The following is a 17,378-nucleotide window of genomic DNA, read 5'->3' as shown; positions in this document are numbered from 1 at the left end:
CTAAGAAAGTTTTATAAGTATCGTTTCTGCATAAAAAATATTTTTCTTTTATCTAACTGTTTCAACAGGCACTTATACCTGATAAGAAAAAATGTCAGATTACGAGGAAAAGGAGCAATAGTCATGAAAAGAAAATTTTTAGTTTTCCTGTTGGTCATTGTATTTGGAACGGGACAGGCTATGGTTTTTGCCGAGTCCGGTGTACAGGAAGCAGCAGAGGTGGAAACAGAACCGACAGAAGATAGAAAGCCTGAAGCGGACATAGGAAATACAGAGGAAACAGAACCGACAACAGAAAAATCGGAGACCGAAACCAGTACCCAAGCAGGAGATTCGTCAAAAGACATGGAAGAAATTGGGGGGGGGGCTTAAGCAGATCTGAGAATACAGAAAATATCACAGAAACCTTCCTGGGTGCTGATGAGACGATCGTCCCTCTGGTGAATAAGGTTTCAGAAAAGTCTCTGAAAAAGACGAAAGAAGGGCAGACCATGCTGGATGTCAGCCTTGGGAATATCAGGATCAATCAGACAGGTGCATCAGGAGGAGGTCTTTCAGAGGCAGAGACAGAGCTGAATCCGAATGGTTATTATATTACAGGGAAAACGAAGTCGTACAATGTAGTTGTGGCAAAAGGGGTTAAAACGGATCTGATATTTGACAGTGTAGAGATTGAAAGCAATTCAACGACGCAGAGCTGCGTAATTGTCTCACATGCAGATGTAACGATTACACTGAAAGGTGTAAATATATGGGGCTGTAATTATGGAACGAGTCATGATACGAACGGAGGAGCTGTACTTGCCAAAAACGGAATGGACGGATTTTTAACCGTACAATGCGAATATGCAGATCAGGAAGGGCATCTTTGTGATGATAACTGCAGCACACTGATTGCAACAGGAAATGTAGTACATGCAGGTGCTATCGGGAGTACAATATCTAATGTCACAACAGCCAGTGAATGCGGATTTTGTAACTTTCGGGTCAAAGGGGGGAATCTTGAAGTCAGCGGAGGTACTCATGTAGCGGGAATCGGTTCTGCATGCAATTCACAAGTCTATGCTGGAGGATATACGAAGAATATTTATATTTCAGGAGGAAATATCAAAGCAACAGGGACTGAACGTGGACCTGGTATCGGGGGAGGATACGGAAGTGACTTCGACGGCCTTTATATCACCGGAGGAAAAGTTGAGGCACGGGGAGGCGCATCTGCTCCTGGGATTGGAACAAGCAGTGGGCAAGATGGAACGTATAAGCTGAAAAATGTACACATCAGCGGAGGAGACACGATTGTTATTGCCATAGGGGACAAAAGTACAAAAATGCCTGGAATTGGATCAGCCTACGGCAATGCAAATGTCAGCAACGTAACGGCAGAGCCTGACCCTGGATATCAGGGATATATTCAGGACGGCACGAGTCTTGAGGATTACAGCTTTATGGAGGGAACGCCATTTCATGAAAAGACCGATATCCGGGTAGGAAGATTCTACACGAAGGTTTACTTTGGACCGTTCCGGGATGTGAACGGAATTGAGGATGATACGAAAGAGCAGATCGGAGCTAACCATGTGATCAGCAAGAGCGGCGGGAAACCATTTACGGAGGAATTGCTTCATCATCTCACAAAGGTAACGGGGAAACAGGAAAACGGGACAAACTTTCCGCCGGAACAGCTGACGCTGGCAGATCTGTCAGAACTAGAAACCATTAATGCTGCAAAAACGAAAGGGGAAATCGGGGATTTTCCATTGACTTACACCACCCCTAACGGCACAAAGGCTACGGTGACAGTTTACTTACGAAATGACGGCGAGGATGCAGGGGGATTTGATAAAGAGAACATAAAAGAACAGATCGGAGCCAATGACTTTACAAAGGAAACGGGGGGCAGCCCGTTTACAGAAGAAGACATCAAGCATCTGGGAGAGGTAAAAGGAAAAGGTAAGGAAGGCAGCAATATTTCTCTCGACGATTTCTCTGTGGATCAGGAACAGTTTAAAAAGATCAATGAACACAAGACACAGGGGAAAGCCGGGGAGTTTGAGCTGACCTATTCTGATGCAAAGGGAAATAAAGTAACCGTCACGGTCACACTGGCCGGTGAGTACGATGCGATTACAGAAAACCCGGACACAGGTGAGATGATAAAGGGGAAACATATCATCAGCAAAACCGGCGGCGACGGTTTTACGAAAGAACAGCTGAAAGGGCTGTCCATGGTTAAAGCGGTGGACAAAGACGGGACGGAGATTCCGACAGAGGATCTTAGTTTTGCGGAGGAAGAGCAGATTGCAGCGATCAATGCGGCAAAGACCGCAGGGAAGACCGGCGATTTTCCTCTGACTTTCCGGACACCGGACAATACAACGGTCACGATCACCGTATTTCTGAGAGATGAGGGGACAGATGCTGCAAAGGAAGGACAGGATGATCCTTTTTCTGTGATCGGAGCGAACCATACGATACAGCCTACAAAGGGAGAGCCCTTTACGGAGGAACAGATCATCGACCTCTGCCAGGCAAAAGGAAAAGACAAGAACCTGGATAATGCAAAGATTCTGGTGGATGAAAGCCAGCTGGCAGTGATTAACAAAGCAAAGAAAGATGGAAAAACGGGAGTTTTTGACCTCACCTTTTCCCTTTCTGACGGAAATAAAGCCACAGTAAAGGTGACGCTGACCGGGGATCACAGAGTATCCTTTGATCCTGATGGAGGAGACTATCAGCCGGAAACACAGACAGTCAAAGGAGGCGACTGTGCGGAAGCTCCGAGGGATCCTGCAAAAGAGGGATATGTGTTTGAGGGATGGTATTATATAGATGAAGACGGAAACGAAGTGAAGTGGGATTTCAAGACTCCGGTTCACAGTGATGTAAAGTTAAAGGCGAAGTGGAAAGAAGCGGACAGGACGGAGACTACGGCGGTACCTACAACTGCGAAAAAGCCAAAACAGAAAAAGACCGTGCCGGAATGGGAGTATAAGAAAAGAGTGAGAAGGAAGCGCGTCAGCAGAACAGGAGATGAGAGACAGATTCTGTGCCTCATCGTTATGTTTGGGGCGGCATTGACCGGACTTGCAGCGGGGATAAGGAAAAAGAGAAGATAAAAGAAGATCCGGAAGCTTTGAATGTGATATCAATGCTTCCGGCTTTTTGCTTTATGAAAGCTGGCAAAAGAAGGCAGGAAAAGAGAGGAATAAATTTGACGCTTATAGTATGATTATTTTACAATTTATAATATCATGGAAACAGCCGGCACCTTCCTCATATTGAAGGTATACATCATACAAAAATGAAGAGAGGTATGAATAACAGATGTCAGATATCATTGTACAGGGACTTACCCAGAATAATTTAAAACATGTTTCATTCAGAATTCCAAAAGAAAAGATCACAGTCTTTACCGGAGTGTCCGGTTCCGGAAAATCCAGTATCGTCTTTGACACCATCGCAGCGGAGTCACAGAGGCAGATGAATGCCACCTACCCGGCGTTTGTGCGGTCGAGACTGCCCAAGCATCCAAAACCTGCTGCGGAGAGAATCGACAACTTGACAGCATCTGTTGTCATAGACCAGTCCCCGCTGGGCGGAAATGCACGCTCAACGGTAGGGACCATCAGCGGACTGTATTCCAGCCTGCGGCTTTTGTTCTCAAGAATAGGAAAACCATATGCGGGCACAGCTTCCTATTTTTCATTTAATGATCCAAACGGGATGTGCAAAACCTGTTCGGGCCTTGGAAAAGTTACAAAGGTGGATATCAAAGCTCTGATAGACCCTGAAAAGTCGTGGAACGAGGGCTGTATCAAAGATTCTCTTTACCGCCGCGGTTCCTGGTATTGGAGACAGTATGCCGGGTCCGGTCTGTTTGATCTTGACAAACCGATCAAAGATTATTCCAGAGAAGAGTACAATCTTCTCCTGTATGGCTCCAGAGACGGAAGAGGTGAACCGGAGAATCCGAAAATTACCGGGATCTATCATAAATATACGAAAACACTCCTGAATCGGGATATCAGCAATAAAAGCCGGCATACACAGGAAAAGTCTCAAAACCTGATCGCGGAGATGGAATGCAGTGACTGCCATGGAAAACGGCTGAATGATGCGGCATTAAGCTGTAAAATCAATGGATATTCTATCGCTGATATGTGTGAGATGGAGCTGCCCCAGCTGAAAGAAGCCCTGTCACAGATAACAGATCAGACAGTGGGAGTGCTGGTGCAGACGCTCATAGAAGGACTGGACAGAATGATTGAGATCGGACTTGAGTATCTTCATCTGAACAGGGAAACACCGTCACTATCCGGCGGGGAGGCACAGAGACTTAAACTGGTCCGTTATATGGGCAGCAGTCTGACCGGGCTGACTTATATTTTTGACGAGCCAAGTGCCGGGATGCATCCCCGTGACGTCTGCCGCATGAACAAACTGTTAAAGCAGCTTCGGGACAAGGGGAATACAGTTCTTGTGGTAGAGCATGACAAGGATGTGATCTCGATTGCTGACTATGTGATCGACGTGGGTCCTCAGGCGGGATCAAACGGCGGAGAAATTGTTTTTGCGGGAAGTTATGAAGATCTTTTAAACTCAGAGACCTTAACGGGAAAAGCTATGCGCCAGTCTCTTCCGGTCAAGCAGAAACCGCGGCTTTCTGCGGGCAGTTTTCCGGTTCGGGGAGCCTGTCTCCATAATTTAAAACACATAGATGTGGACATTCCTAAGGGTATTATGACCGTTGTGACCGGAGTGGCGGGTTCCGGAAAGAGTACTCTGATCTCCAAGGTATTTGCCGCTCAGTACGAGAACAGCGTTGTAATGGTTGATCAGGGCCCGATCACGGCGACCAACCGGTCTACTCCGGCCTCTTATCTGGGATTTTTCGACGCCGTCCGAAAACTGCTGGCAAAAGAAAACGGGAAACCGGACGGACTGTTCAGCTTTAATTCCACAGGAGCCTGTCCGGTGTGTGGCGGAAAGGGTGTCATCGTGACCGAACTGGCTTTCATGGACCCGATTATCACCGGGTGTGAAGCCTGCGGCGGAATGAGATATAACGAGGAGGCTCTTGCCTGCACCTATAAGGGAAGAAATATTGTGGAGCTGCTGGGGCTGACAGCTTCCCAGGCTATGGAGGTGTTTGAAGAAGCAAAAATACTGAAGAAGCTTCATGTGATGGAACAGGTGGGATTATCCTATCTGACATTGGGACAGCCGCTCAGTACGCTGTCCGGAGGAGAGCGCCAGAGAATCAAATTGGCAAAAAATCTTGGAAAAAAGGGCGGCATTATCATCATGGATGAGCCAACTACGGGACTGCACATGTCTGATATCCAGAAGCTGTTAAAGTTATTTGACATGCTTGTGTCCAGGGGAAATACCCTGGTGGTGATCGAGCACAATCTGGATGTGATGAAGCAGGCGGACTGGATCATAGATATCGGACCCGACGGAGGAAAACATGGCGGCGAAGTTGTATATGAAGGGACACTGGCGGATATGATAAAGAGTGCAAAAACACTTACGGCTGACAGCCTTCGCGCATCATGCACACAGGCAGACGGAGGAGAAGAAGAGTTTTAGATGAAAATGAACGAAAGCAGAGAATTAAAAGCAAACATAGACAGAATCCATACAACTGATTTAGGTGCAGAACGGATCAAAAGAAACCTTTCTCTGGACACAGATCATCCGGCTGAATGGTGCAAATCTAAAATTATATCTCCTGATGCTGTAATAACTAGAAACGGGAAAAATTGGTATGTAAAAGCAGACGGCTGTATTATAACGATCAATGCGCACAGTTACACGATTATCACGGCGCATATGGAAAAAAATTAAACGATTGACATGCAGTCTATCCGAACAGTACCTGAAAAGAGAGGAATCTTTTCTTCATATGAATTATAATGACGTAGTGAAGAGAGAGGTGAGAAATCATGGAATGGAATGAAAAACTGCAGATGATTATCGACTATATAGAACATCACCTTCAGCGGGTACAGGAACCGATTGATCCCGGTGAGATATCCAAAATCGCGGAGTGCTCCTTTGGATTTTTTCAAAAGGTATTTTCTTATATGAACGGCATCAGCTTTGCCGAGTATGTCCGTTCCAGAAAGCTTACTCTGGCAGGATATGATTTGAAAAGCACCGATCAAAGAGTCGTCGATGTAAGCTATCTGTACGGATATGATTCTCCGACTTCCTTTACAAGAGCGTTTCAGCAGTTCCATGGTGTTTCACCGAAAGAAGCCCGGATCAGCAAGACCAAACTTAAAGTTGTGCCTAAAATGCAGGTTTCAGTGAAACAGGAGTATACATGGAGGGTGGAACAGAAACCGGCTTTCCGGCTCATAGGTAAAAGTATCCGGTTTTTCTGTGACGACGAAGAAAAGCCGTCCAAAATATTGGAGTTTTGGAGTGAATGTCAGAGAAATGGTGTTTTTTCTTGCCTGATTTCCATGGATAAAGGAGAGCCGCCGGGGCTGTTTGGTCTTTTTCACAATGTGGAGGAAAGCCGAAACGAAATGCAATATTCCATCATGGCAGCGGCAGATGGGGAAGTGCCGGAAGGATACGGTGAATTTTTAATTCCGGAGACTTCATGGGCGGTGTTTGATTTAAGCGGCCCTGTGCCCCAGGCCATACACAGCGGGTGGAAGTATTTGGAGGAAGAATGGCTGGTGAAATATCCGTTCCGGCATGCAAAGTGCCCGGAACTGGAGTGGTACAGCAGCGGGAACTTTTATGATAAGAATTATCTGAGCCAGATATGGATACCGATCCTGGACGGAGAACAGTAAACAGACAAAAATGGGAGGACATATATATGGATTTTCCTTTCCGTATAGAGAAAAGGGATAGCTTTCGTGTTGTCGGAAGTTTGATTGAGACGACAAATAAAAAAGGCGGGGGAAGAAAAGATATCCCCATTTTTTGGTCTAAGTTTAAAGAAGATAACCTGGAAGCGTCATTGTTAGATTTGTCAGATCAGGAGCCGGGCGGACTGCTTGGCATCAATATTTACAACACTGATAAAACAGATTCCAGAAAATTTCATTATATGATCGCTGTCTCAAGCAGCAAAGATACAGAACATGGTTTTGCCGAATATACCGTACCGGCGATGACGTGGGCAGTGTTTCCATGTACGGTGGAAACCATAGGAAAAACAGAAGCACAGGCAATTACAAAATGGCTTCCAAAATCAAAATATAAACCGTTAAATAAAGGATATATTACCGGCAGAATGAAATCCGGGGCGCCGGACATCGAATTTTATGGTCAGGACGGACAAGTTGAAGTCTGGATTGCAGTGAAGGAAAAGACGAACTAGGGTAGGGAGGATCTCAATATGAGTCAAAAAGCTGAGTTTAAAGATTTTATTGTTACTGTTCCGGAAGAAAATCAGGATTTTGTCAGGAAACTTCATGAGAAATTAATGGAGCGGGGATGCAGAATTGACATAAAGACTGCCAGGAGCGGGTATGTGGTTTCTTACAGTTTTGATAAGAAAACCGCCGCAAATTATGTGTTTCGCAAAAAGGGTATGCTTGTCCGGATTTACGGAGCACATGTGAATCAGTACACAGAGGTTCTGGATACGTTTCCTGAAGAAATGGTACAGGCCGTTCTTTCTGCACCACCCTGTAAACGGATGAAAGATCCGGATTCCTGTAACCCAAGATGTTCTATGGGATATGATTTTTGGCTGAAGGGCGAGCACTGCCAGAAATGCCGCAGCAGCGCTTTTATGTTTTTGATTTGCCCGCAGAACCACACTTATATAGAAAAGCTGCTTCTGAGTGAGGTTCAGGCACGCAGGAACACACCGTAAAAATAAATTGCAAAACCCGTCCAAAAGAATATTTATATTGTTTTAGAGAGTTTATGGAAGCTTTTATGGCTTCTGTAAACTCTTTTATTTTATCTGTTCTAACGTTCTAACCAGCCGCAGCACATGATCAGCAGGGTTCAGTGAATATAACAGCCCATAGGATATACTGTATTCCCACTCTACGGGAATGGTCACTAACCCAGGATGAACATCCTGCCAGCATTCCAGGGATAACAGTATATTTCCGGTCTCGGCGCACCGGTTAAACACGGACATATCATAAAAATGCGGGGTGTCTTCTATCTGTATCTGAGGATGATGTTTCTTAAGATCATCTCTGATATGATCATTGGTATCGGAGTCACCGTGTTTTACCATCATGAGTCTTTCACCGTATAAATCCATGATTTTCAGCTTCTTTTTCTTCGCAAGACGGTGTTCCCTTGAGACTGCACACATCTTTTTATATCTTCCGAGAGGAAGCATATGACATTTATTCAGCCATATCTTAGAATCACAAACACCGATCAGGACATCAAATTTTTCTCCTAATTGTGATATTTCTGAGAGAATGCCATTGTGGTCATCGTCAAAAGGAACAAGATGCAGTTTATAACCAGGAAAATCTTCATTTACGCGGTACCACAAATCTATAAAGGGTTTTGCAGGGTTTAAAAGGGAGGTTCCCACATAGAATGTGCGGTCCGTACAGGACATGGCCTGTCTGGCATTGGCAATTGATTTTTTAGAAAAATCGAATAAAAACTTTGCGTCTTTATAGATGACCTCTCCGGCAGGCGTCAGACGAATCCCTGAGGGTGTCCGTTTTGTAAGCTTCAGGTCCAGATGGTTTTCCAGGGAATTGATCTGTTTCATAACGGCGGTAGGTGAGATGTACAGGATTTCTGCGGCTTTTGTAAAACTGCCGCAGTCAGCCACAGTTACAAAGGCTGTTAAGAGACTGTTATACATAGGGTGCCTCCATTCATTGTATAAACATATAGTTTATACTATCGTAACGTACTGGAGATTCCAGGTCAAGCTTATGGCAAATATAATGAAGGAAAGAAGGATTAGGAAAGTGAGGGAATACGATGGAAATGACAGAATCTATAAAAAAATACAAAGAAAAAATCTTTCAGGGACGTGAGTCTGAGCTTTTAGAAACAGACCCGGAATTTATGGAGCGTTTTGAGCATTTTGCCTTTGGTGAAGTAGTCAATGAGACCAAACTGGATGACAAGATTGGATTTATGGCAGTTTTGGCAGCACTTTTGGGCTGTCAGGGGGAAGAAGCGTTCAGAGAATTACTGCCTGCGGCTTTAAATATAGGGATTACACCCGTGGAAGTAAAAGAAATCGTATATCAGGCAGCTGCATATTTGGGAATGGGCAGAGTCCTTTCGTTTTTAAAGATTACCAATGAAGTGCTGACAGAAAAAGGGGTATCCCTTCCACTGGAAGGACAGGCAGTCAGCACGATGGAGAACCGCAGGGAGACAGGGACACGGGTACAAGTGGAGATCTTTGGGGAAGGAATGCGGGATTTTTGGCAGTCAGGGCCTCAGGAGAGCAGGCATATCAATCGTTGGCTGGCCGCAAACTGTTTTGGTGATTATTACACGAGAACCGGGCTTGACTACAAACAAAGGGAGATGATCACATTTTGTTTTCTGGCGGCACAGGGCGGATGTGAGCCTCAGCTTACCAGCCATGCGGCGGCTAATATGAAGATTGGAAATGACAAGGAGTTTTTAATCAGGATAATTTCTCAGTGTCTGCCGTATATTGGATATCCAAGGAGTTTGAACGCATTAAGCTGTGTGAATGCAGCGGCAGAGAAACAGGAAAAGGGGATGAATATCAATGAAGATAAGAGATAAAAAGGACTTTGACGAGATCAATGTATTTGGGCAGGGTGAGCCTAACGATGGATTTGCGCAGTATTTCAGCGGGGAATCTTTTTTAAATGTACTTAATAACTCCCAGGAACATGGGGGAATCTTTGCAGCCAATGTTACTTTTGAACCGGGATGCCGCAACAACTGGCATATCCACCATGCAGCGACCGGCGGCGGGCAGATGCTGATCTGTACCGCCGGTGAAGGGTGGTATCAGGAGGAAGGGAAGGAGGCGGTAAGTCTGACACCTGGAACCGTCATCAATATAAGGCCGGAAGTGAAACATTGGCACGGCGCAAAGAAAGATTCGTGGTTCAGCCACATAGCATTGGAGGTACCTGGAACTGACTGCAGGAATGAGTGGTGTGAGCCGGTTTCTGAAGAAGAGTACGGGAAATGTTCATAACTATGATTTGCTGATAGACAGTTCTATAGAAATTGAAAACTGTGGTGCGGCAGCAGTCTGTGAGTATGCAGAAACTACTGAAAATAAAAAATGATTTATGAAAGAATGGCGGCTGCTGTAAAAACAGCCGCTATTATAAGTGTAACATTAAAATCATCATTCATGAATTTAGTTGGTAAAACACGAATTTAATATTATATTTTACGGGTTTTTTACAAAATTTTTCTTGACTTGGAGTTAACTACAAGGAGTATTCTTTATATATGGGATACATAAAGAATGAACTCGATGTGAAAGATGTAAGGAGGATTTGTATGATTTATAAAGATTTTAAAGACAAGAAGCTGTCTGCCCTGGGGCTGGGTGCAATGCGCCTTCCAATTATGAATGGTGATTCAGATGGGCGGATTGATGAAGAGCAGACTGCAAAGATGGTAGATTATGCGCTGGACCATGGGATCAATTATTTTGATACTGCATATGGCTATCACGACGGGCAGTCTGAGATTGTCATGGGTAAGGTATTGGGCAGATACCCTCGGGAAAGCTATTATTTAGCCGATAAGTTTCCTGGGTATGATCTGTCAAATATGGATAAGGTGGAGAGCATTTTTGAAGAACAGCTGAAAAAATGCGGAACAGATTATTTTGATTTTTACCTGTTTCATAACGTATATGAAAAAAATATAGATCTCTATATGGACGAGAAATATGGCATTATGGAATATCTTAAAAAGCAGAAAGAAGCCGGAAGAATCAAGCATCTGGGATTTTCCTGCCATGGACGGTATGATACGTTAAAACGTTTTTTGGATACATACGGAGATGATCTGGAATTCTGCCAGATCCAGCTGAATTATCTGGACTGGAAACTTCAGGATGCAAAAGCCAAGGTGGAACTGCTCAATGAATATGAGATTCCGATTTGGGTTATGGAGCCGCTAAGAGGGGGAAAACTGGCATTACTTTCTGATGAAAACAGTGAGAAACTGAAGGTCTGCCGCCCGGATGAGGAGATTCCGGCATGGGGATTCCGGTTCTTACAGTCCATTCCGGGGGTGACCATGGTACTTTCAGGTATGTCCGATATGAAACAGCTGATGGAAAATACGGCTACATTTGCAGAGGAAAAACCGCTGACAGAGAAAGAAATGAAGGTTTTGATGGAAGTTACAGACAGTATGCTGGATATTCTTCCATGCACTGCCTGTCGTTACTGTACATCACACTGTCCCAAAAAACTGGATATCCCAACGCTGCTCTCCTTATACAATGAGAGCCGTTTCAACATGACAATTATTACACAGATGGCCGTAGGTGCCATGCCAAAGGATCAGCGTCCGGATGCATGCATCGGATGTAAAAGCTGTGAGGCAGTCTGTCCGCAGATGCTGAAAATATCTGAGGCGATGAAGGACTTTGCACAAAAGCTTGAACAGCCGGCAGGACTGTGAGAGACAGAAGAAGGAGAAATATTATGTTAGGAAATTTCAGTTATTCAAACCCGACGAAATTATATTTTGGAGAGGATTCTTTAAATTATTTAAATGAGGAACTTCCAAAGTACGGTAAAAATGTACAGCTTGCCTATGGAGGCGGTTCCATCAAGAAAAACGGGATCTATGATAAGGTGATGGAGATTCTCAAGGCAAACGGGAAAAATGTATTTGAAGACGGAGGTGTTATGCCCAATCCTACGGTAGAGAAGTTATACGAGGGCGTAAAGATTGCCAGAGAACATAAAGTAGACCTTATCCTGGCTGTTGGCGGCGGTTCTGTCTGTGATTATGCCAAAGCAGTGTCCATTTCCGTTCATTGTGAAGAAGATCCATGGGAGAAATACTATCTGCGCATGGAGGACGTGGACAATGAAATCATCCCGGTGGGTTGTGTCCTTACCATGGTCGGAACAGGTTCAGAGATGAACGGCGGGTCCGTCATCACCAATCATGAGACGAAGTTAAAGATCGGTCATGTTTTCGGGGAAAATGTATTTCCGAAGTTTTCGATCCTGAATCCCACATTTACATTTACTTTGCCGAAGTATCAGATGACAGCGGGATTTTTTGACATCATGTCTCATATTTTAGAGCAGTATTTCTCAGGAGAGGATGACAGTACCTCTGATTACATTATGGAAGGACTTTTAAAATCCCTGATCCACAGCTCACGGACTGCCATAAAAAATCCTGCCGACTATGAGGCCAGAAGCAATATTATGTGGATTGCCACATGGGCATTAAACACCCTTGTCGCAAAAGGGAAAACGACCGACTGGGAAGTGCATATGATCGGACAGTCCATCGGTGCATATACCAATGCCACCCATGGAATGACATTATCAGCCGTATCTTTGCCGTACTACCGTTTTCTTCTGCCTTACGGCCTTCAGAAGTTCAAACGCTATGCTGTAAATGTATGGGATGTGAACCCGGACGGCAAGACGGATGAAGAGACTGCAGAAGAAGGACTCTCCTGCATGGAATCCTATATGAAAGAGCTGGGTCTTGTCATGAACATCCGGGAACTCGGTGTGACAGAAGAGATGCTTCCAGGCATTGCAGACGGAACCTTTGTCATGGAAGGCGGATATAAGGTTCTGACACATGATGATATCATAACGATATTGAAAAAAAGTATGTGATTCAAATACCGTTTAAATGTTCTTTCAACAGGCTTAAAAATTTTTCGGCCGGTCTGGAGAAGATTTGATGTTTCTTCCAAATAATGCTCATTTCTTCTTCCAGCTTTGGTGCCAGGGGGCGGAAGCAAAGACTGCTGCAGGAGGTGTTGATGATCTTGTCAAGACCAACGGCGTATCCTAATCCTTCATCCACAAGCAGAGACGCATTATAGATGAGATTGTAGGTAGCAGCGATATTTAAATCCGTCATCTGGCATTGAAACCACTGTGTGAAACTGCCGCCCCGGTGCTCCTGCTGGGACAGGATCAATGGTTTGTCCCGCAGATCCCCGGGTGTAATCTCTTTTTTGGATGCAAGGGGGGAATCCCTGCGCATGAGTACACCCCACACATCTTTGTCGGGGAGCTTGAGGGCATTGTATTTTGTCAAATCAACAGTGCCGAAAACGACTCCAAAATCGAGCAGCCCTTTATCGAGTTGTTCCATCACAAATGCAGCATTGCCGCTGGAAACATGAAAATGGATTCCCGGACAGATCTTCTGCAGTTTTCCTGCAGTCTTTGCAATGAGGCGGACCCCATCGGTCTCGCCTGTTCCGATATAAATATCTCCCATAATAATGTCATCGGCCGAAGTGATCTCACATTCGGTCTTTTTAACCAGATCAAGAATCTCTTCTGCACGTTTCCTTAAAATCATGCCTTCTTCCGTAAGTGTTATTTTCCGTGATCCTTTCGTACCACGGATCAATAGCTGTTTTCCTAATTCTTTTTCCATGTTTTTAATCTGGGTGGAGAGAGTCGGCTGTGAAAGATGCAGCGATTCTGCCGCGCGCACAATGCTCTGCTCCTGTGCAATGGCCAGGAAGTAATGCAGTACCCGTAGTTCCATGTGTGACCTCCTTTATTTGATTTGTAATCAGCAGTCATGTTGATGGATTTAGTCTAACATGGATTTATATAGGTTTCAACTATTCAAATGTATTAATGATAAGTATTTGTTATGTAAAAATATCAGTATTATACTATAAGTAAAAAAATAAGGGAGAAAAGATGATATGAACAATCAAATGGAACTGGAAGATTTTATAAATTATGTGAACAGTGGAAAGGCAGTAACTGCCGGCTCAGAAATACATCAATATATGTGTATGCTTTCACAGGAAGCCCTGCGTCTGACTGCTGAAATGAACAGCAGTTATCACTCACCAGAAGAAATAAGAGAGATTTTCATGAAACTCACAGGAAAGCCAGTGGACGTCTCTTTCGGGATATTTCCGCCATTCTATACAGACTGCGGAAAGAATATCACGATCGGCAAAAATGTTTTTATTAACAGCGGCTGCAGGTTTCAGGACCAGGGGGGAATTACCATCGATGACGGGGCTCTGATCGGACATAATGTAGTCCTTGCTACGATTAACCATGAACTTCATCCTCAGAACCGAGGGGATATTTATACAAAGCCGATTCATATCGGAAAAAATGTATGGATCGGCGCAAACGCTGTAATACTTCCCGGTGTCACGGTTGGAGACGGTGCCGTAGTCGCAGCAGGCGCTGTTGCAGCAGAAGATGTTCCAGAAAATACGGTTGTCGGCGGAATTCCAGCCAAGACAATCAAGACCATTCATTCAGCCATAGAGAAAGGAAGGAGAAATCCGATTGAAAAAGGTTTATAAACTTTTACTTGCGGGAGTCTTTATTTTATCTTTAGCGGGCTGCAGCCGTGCGGGCCGGACGAAGGAGAGCACTTCCGGTCAGGAAAAGAAAGTCCTTATAGAACAGTATCTGAGGATAAAAAGCCAAAATGGTCAGAACATTATCGTCAGTCTGAATGGAAGTCCGGCGGCGCAGTCACTCTATAACCAGCTGCCCCTGTCTGTTCGGATAGAGAATTACAGCGACAACGAAAAGATTTTCTATCCGCCCAAAAAACTTGAAACTGAGGGTACACCGCCGGCAAAGGGACCGGCAGGAATCCTCGCTTATTATGCTCCTTGGGGAGACGTCGCAGTTTTTTACGGAGAATGCAGAGGTGCCAGCGGCCTGTATGAACTTGGGGAGACGGTGTCGGGCAGAGATCAGATTAAAAATCTAAAAGGTGAGGTAAAGATCGAAGCAATGACGAAATCAGACAGCAAATGAGCCGGCTGTTTTTGAGCGCATTGTTGTATTTTGATGGAAATTTCATCTGGTCTTACATAACAAGGAAAGACATTGAACAAGAACAGCCTGCCATTTTTCGGCATAAACTTATATTACATATTTAATACAAATATAGTTTCTCAAATGCGTGTAGAAAGGATTATAATATGAATATAAACAGTAACTGTAAAAACGAAAAACTTCAAAAGAATTGCTGTGACTGCTGTAATTGCAGATGCTGCCGAGGCCCGCAGGGAGAACCGGGTCCGCAGGGAGAACCAGGCCCACAGGGGATGCCAGGGCCGCAGGGAGAACCGGGTCCGCAGGGAGAACCGGGTCCGCAGGGAGAACCAGGCCCACAGGGGATGCCAGGGCCGCAGGGAGAACCGGGTCGGCAGGGAGAAGCGGGTCCACAGGGGATGCCAGGGCCGCAGGGAGAACCGGGTCCGCAGGGAGAAGCGGGTCCGCAGGGAGAACCGGGTCCACAGGGAGAATCAGGTCCGCAGGGAGAACCGGGTCCACAGGGAGAACCGGGTCCGCAGGGAGAATCAGGGCCGCAGGGAGAACAAGGTCCACAGGGAGAACCGGGTCCGCAGGGAGAACAAGGTCCACAGGGAGAACAAGGGCCGGAAGGCACCTTTAATCCGGGGGATGTCTTGTTTTATATTAATGGCAACGGCGGTCCCATACCTATCAGGTTTGGAGAGGATTTAAACTTTATATCTCCAAATCTGAATATATTTTTGCATGATTATCCAGCCACTGTCGAAATAGATGGTAAGGCAGTGGAAACTGCGTTCGGCGGTCTTTATTCCAACATGGTTCAATCATTTGATTTTTCTGTCAGTGACCAGGTGGAACAGGTACAATTTAACAATTATATGCCATCTTTTAATGTTGGAGCGGGCCAAAATGAAATACAAATTTATATGCCGGGCGAATATGAAATCAATTATATGATCCGTATCGATCCGGCTGAAACAGCAGGCCAGACAATTTCGGCGGGAGTGCGGCAAAACGGCAGATTTATTGACTCCACGCTGCAATACACTACAATTTCTGCAGATGATATCACAATCTTGCAGGGAAGCGTCATTGAATTCCTGGACGGCCAAATTGATTTGGCGTTTTATTCCACCGGAGCCGCAGGCTTTGATCTGACTTCATTGACAAATGCTACTCTTACAGTAGAACGATCATCTCCATTGCCATAAAAAAACAAAGGTCTTCAAAGAAGCCGGCTGTCATACAGCAGCCGGTTTCTTTCAATATTTGGATGTATTGAAAGGAGACATCCCTGATACCTTACTCTTCGTAAAAATAAAAGGGATATATTCTGTTCAGGCAAAAGCTGTCTGTGTCAGGACAATGCTGAAAAGGATAAAAAAAGAAAGTTCTAACACTAACACAGAAAATGGGACTATGTTATAATGAACTAAGATTTTTACCTTTTGAATTAGAGGATGGAAAGGAGTTTTCATGAAATTATTTATCGTCTGTCTTGTTTTTATAAATGTAATTACATTTTTTATATATGGGAGTGACAAGCAAAGGGCAAAAAAGAACAGATGGAGGATTCCGGAAAAGACATTGATTTTGCTGGCAGCAGCAGGGGGATCTGTGGGAGCCTGGCTGGCTATGCGGATGTTCCGGCATAAGACAAGAAAGCCGGTGTTTATGTATGGCATCCCGGTCATTCTTTTGTGTCAGATGGGACTTTACACATACTTTTTTATTTCCTAGGAAAGTTCTGTGACCTTCCCTAGGAAATAAAAAACGCTCCGCGGGCTGTACACAGATGCGTAAGGAAATTATTTGACTGCGTCAAATCGCATCTGGTACGCAAAGTTGTCAAGCCCCTCAAGGATTGAGGGGCCTAAGAGCTTTAGTGTGGGCTTGCCCACTTTGATCTAATTTATAAAATAACAGGAGGAAGGAGGACAAGAGGCGTTTGGATGAGTATTCTTCAAAAAGAATTTCTTACCGGAGGATGACCGTATGTGATATACCGGCAGTCGTTCGGATGAGAGTACAACAGCTGAAAGATGAAGGAGCACAGGCTGATTTTGAGCTGAAACCATATCTGACAGAGTTTTATGAGAGAAATTTAGAAACCGGACTGTATATTTCATGGCTTGCAGTGTGCGGTGAGGAAATCGTGGCTGCCAGCGGAATGTCATTTACAGAGAAACCTCCGTATTATAAAAATCCAACTGGAAAGATCGGTATTCTATCCAGTATGTATACAGTGGAAAAGCACAGAAGAAGAGGGATTGCACGGGTTCTATTAAAGAAAGTAATGGATGAAGCGAGAAATTATGGATGCGGTGTTGTTCATGTGACTGCATCGGATATGGGAGTTTTACTGTATAAAGACTTCGGGTTTCGGAAAAATAAGAATTTTATGCAGTATGAACTAAACTGACAGGA

At 44.7% G+C, this 17,378-nt stretch carries 19 protein-coding genes; 17 read left to right on the top strand and 2 right to left on the bottom strand.

Features of this window, described 5'->3' with window-relative positions; all coding sequences use genetic code 11:
* Window positions 1–123 precede the first annotated feature (123 nt).
* The 7 genes from ANCC_RS10435 (at window position 124) to ANCC_RS10405 (ending at window position 7,849) form a co-directional block, all read left to right on the top strand.
* The gene (locus tag ANCC_RS10435) at window positions 124–372 is read left to right on the top strand and encodes a hypothetical protein (protein ID WP_182483079.1); all 249 of its coding nucleotides are present in this window, start codon (window positions 124–126) and stop codon (window positions 370–372) included.
* A gap of 68 nt (window positions 373–440) precedes the next feature.
* On the top strand, window positions 441–3,116 hold the full coding sequence (locus ANCC_RS17825) for an InlB B-repeat-containing protein (protein WP_282187610.1): 2,676 nt from the start codon (window positions 441–443) through the stop codon (window positions 3,114–3,116).
* 208 nt (window positions 3,117–3,324) lie between these two features.
* A complete protein-coding gene (locus ANCC_RS10425) occupies window positions 3,325–5,592 on the top strand; it encodes an ATP-binding cassette domain-containing protein (protein WP_006566655.1) in 2,268 nt (755 codons plus the stop codon).
* The gene (locus ANCC_RS10420; protein ID WP_006566656.1) at window positions 5,593–5,850 is read left to right on the top strand and encodes a DUF3781 domain-containing protein; all 258 of its coding nucleotides are present in this window, start codon (window positions 5,593–5,595) and stop codon (window positions 5,848–5,850) included. It begins immediately after the preceding gene.
* Between the two features lie 98 nt (window positions 5,851–5,948).
* Window positions 5,949–6,815, top strand: a complete 867-nt coding sequence (locus ANCC_RS10415) for an AraC family transcriptional regulator (RefSeq protein WP_006566657.1) — start codon at window positions 5,949–5,951, stop codon at window positions 6,813–6,815.
* A gap of 26 nt (window positions 6,816–6,841) precedes the next feature.
* Window positions 6,842–7,348, top strand: a complete 507-nt coding sequence (locus tag ANCC_RS10410) for a GyrI-like domain-containing protein (protein ID WP_039946540.1) — start codon at window positions 6,842–6,844, stop codon at window positions 7,346–7,348.
* Window positions 7,349–7,366: 18 nt separating this feature from the next.
* A complete protein-coding gene (locus ANCC_RS10405) occupies window positions 7,367–7,849 on the top strand; it encodes a hypothetical protein (protein ID WP_006566659.1) in 483 nt (160 codons plus the stop codon).
* 84 nt (window positions 7,850–7,933) lie between these two features.
* On the opposite strand, the gene ANCC_RS10400 is transcribed toward ANCC_RS10405, so the two are convergent.
* A complete protein-coding gene (locus tag ANCC_RS10400) occupies window positions 7,934–8,821 on the bottom strand; it encodes a LysR family transcriptional regulator (protein WP_006566660.1) in 888 nt (295 codons plus the stop codon).
* 122 nt (window positions 8,822–8,943) lie between these two features.
* Between ANCC_RS10400 and ANCC_RS10395 the strand changes: the two genes are divergently transcribed.
* The 4 genes from ANCC_RS10395 to ANCC_RS10380 all read left to right on the top strand — a co-directional run bounded on the left by ANCC_RS10395 (window position 8,944) and on the right by ANCC_RS10380 (window position 12,800).
* Complete coding sequence (locus tag ANCC_RS10395) at window positions 8,944–9,732, top strand: carboxymuconolactone decarboxylase family protein (protein ID WP_006566661.1); 789 nt, start codon at window positions 8,944–8,946, stop codon at window positions 9,730–9,732.
* On the top strand, window positions 9,716–10,156 hold the full coding sequence (locus tag ANCC_RS10390; protein ID WP_006566662.1) for a cupin domain-containing protein: 441 nt from the start codon (window positions 9,716–9,718) through the stop codon (window positions 10,154–10,156). The genes ANCC_RS10395 and ANCC_RS10390 overlap by 17 nt, the downstream gene beginning before the upstream one ends.
* Before the next feature lie 314 nt (window positions 10,157–10,470).
* Window positions 10,471–11,610: an aldo/keto reductase gene (locus ANCC_RS10385; protein ID WP_039946667.1), complete on the top strand. Its 1,140-nt coding sequence runs from the start codon at window positions 10,471–10,473 to the stop codon at window positions 11,608–11,610.
* A gap of 23 nt (window positions 11,611–11,633) precedes the next feature.
* Window positions 11,634–12,800 (top strand): iron-containing alcohol dehydrogenase, encoded by a 1,167-nt coding sequence (locus ANCC_RS10380; protein ID WP_006566664.1) that lies wholly within the window; start codon window positions 11,634–11,636, stop codon window positions 12,798–12,800.
* Window position 12,801: 1 nt separating this feature from the next.
* On the opposite strand, the gene ANCC_RS10375 is transcribed toward ANCC_RS10380, so the two are convergent.
* A complete protein-coding gene (locus ANCC_RS10375) occupies window positions 12,802–13,692 on the bottom strand; it encodes a LysR family transcriptional regulator (RefSeq protein ID WP_156340494.1) in 891 nt (296 codons plus the stop codon).
* Between the two features lie 166 nt (window positions 13,693–13,858).
* Here ANCC_RS10375 and ANCC_RS10370 point away from each other — a divergent pair, with 166 nt between their 5' ends.
* The 6 genes from ANCC_RS10370 to ANCC_RS10350 all read left to right on the top strand — a co-directional run bounded on the left by ANCC_RS10370 (window position 13,859) and on the right by ANCC_RS10350 (window position 17,373).
* Entirely contained in the window at window positions 13,859–14,482 is a 624-nt protein-coding gene (locus tag ANCC_RS10370; RefSeq protein WP_006566667.1) for a DapH/DapD/GlmU-related protein, read from the top strand.
* Window positions 14,466–14,948 carry a cyclophilin-like fold protein gene (locus ANCC_RS10365; RefSeq protein WP_006566668.1) on the top strand — a complete coding sequence of 161 codons (483 nt, stop codon included), beginning with the start codon at window positions 14,466–14,468 and terminating at the stop codon, window positions 14,946–14,948. Before ANCC_RS10370 ends, ANCC_RS10365 begins: the two co-directional genes overlap by 17 nt.
* Window positions 14,949–15,164: 216 nt before the next feature.
* The gene (locus ANCC_RS17655; RefSeq protein ID WP_233458317.1) at window positions 15,165–15,662 is read left to right on the top strand and encodes a hypothetical protein; all 498 of its coding nucleotides are present in this window, start codon (window positions 15,165–15,167) and stop codon (window positions 15,660–15,662) included.
* Complete coding sequence (locus ANCC_RS17650; RefSeq protein WP_233458303.1) at window positions 15,605–16,162, top strand: collagen-like protein; 558 nt, start codon at window positions 15,605–15,607, stop codon at window positions 16,160–16,162. Before ANCC_RS17655 ends, ANCC_RS17650 begins: the two co-directional genes overlap by 58 nt.
* 265 nt (window positions 16,163–16,427) lie before the next feature.
* Complete coding sequence (locus ANCC_RS10355; RefSeq protein WP_006566672.1) at window positions 16,428–16,691, top strand: DUF1294 domain-containing protein; 264 nt, start codon at window positions 16,428–16,430, stop codon at window positions 16,689–16,691.
* A 208-nt stretch (window positions 16,692–16,899) separates the two neighbouring features.
* Window positions 16,900–17,373 carry a GNAT family N-acetyltransferase gene (locus tag ANCC_RS10350; RefSeq protein ID WP_317134382.1) on the top strand — a complete coding sequence of 158 codons (474 nt, stop codon included), beginning with the start codon at window positions 16,900–16,902 and terminating at the stop codon, window positions 17,371–17,373.
* Window positions 17,374–17,378: the final 5 nt, after the last annotated feature.

The organism is Anaerostipes caccae L1-92 (assembly GCF_014467075.1).
GTDB classification, from domain to species: Bacteria; Bacillota; Clostridia; order Lachnospirales; family Lachnospiraceae; genus Anaerostipes; species Anaerostipes caccae.
The sequence above is the reverse complement of the archived record's forward strand: the minus strand, read 5'-3'. Positions and strand labels throughout refer to the sequence as shown.

Coding starts and splice junctions, on each gene's coding strand:
- ANCC_RS10420 (WP_006566656.1), top strand. CDS start 5,593: ATGAAAATGAACGAAAGCAGAGAATTAAAAGCAAACATAGACAGAATC.
- ANCC_RS10395 (WP_006566661.1), top strand. CDS start 8,944: ATGGAAATGACAGAATCTATAAAAAAATACAAAGAAAAAATCTTTCAG.
- ANCC_RS10390 (WP_006566662.1), top strand. CDS start 9,716: ATGAAGATAAGAGATAAAAAGGACTTTGACGAGATCAATGTATTTGGG.
- ANCC_RS10425 (WP_006566655.1), top strand. CDS start 3,325: ATGTCAGATATCATTGTACAGGGACTTACCCAGAATAATTTAAAACAT.
- ANCC_RS10435 (WP_182483079.1), top strand. CDS start 124: ATGAAAAGAAAATTTTTAGTTTTCCTGTTGGTCATTGTATTTGGAACG.
- ANCC_RS10410 (WP_039946540.1), top strand. CDS start 6,842: ATGGATTTTCCTTTCCGTATAGAGAAAAGGGATAGCTTTCGTGTTGTC.
- ANCC_RS10400 (WP_006566660.1), bottom strand. CDS start 8,821: ATGTATAACAGTCTCTTAACAGCCTTTGTAACTGTGGCTGACTGCGGC.
- ANCC_RS10415 (WP_006566657.1), top strand. CDS start 5,949: ATGGAATGGAATGAAAAACTGCAGATGATTATCGACTATATAGAACAT.
- ANCC_RS10405 (WP_006566659.1), top strand. CDS start 7,367: ATGAGTCAAAAAGCTGAGTTTAAAGATTTTATTGTTACTGTTCCGGAA.
- ANCC_RS10370 (WP_006566667.1), top strand. CDS start 13,859: ATGAACAATCAAATGGAACTGGAAGATTTTATAAATTATGTGAACAGT.
- ANCC_RS10380 (WP_006566664.1), top strand. CDS start 11,634: ATGTTAGGAAATTTCAGTTATTCAAACCCGACGAAATTATATTTTGGA.
- ANCC_RS10355 (WP_006566672.1), top strand. CDS start 16,428: ATGAAATTATTTATCGTCTGTCTTGTTTTTATAAATGTAATTACATTT.
- ANCC_RS10375 (WP_156340494.1), bottom strand. CDS start 13,692: ATGGAACTACGGGTACTGCATTACTTCCTGGCCATTGCACAGGAGCAG.
- ANCC_RS10385 (WP_039946667.1), top strand. CDS start 10,471: ATGATTTATAAAGATTTTAAAGACAAGAAGCTGTCTGCCCTGGGGCTG.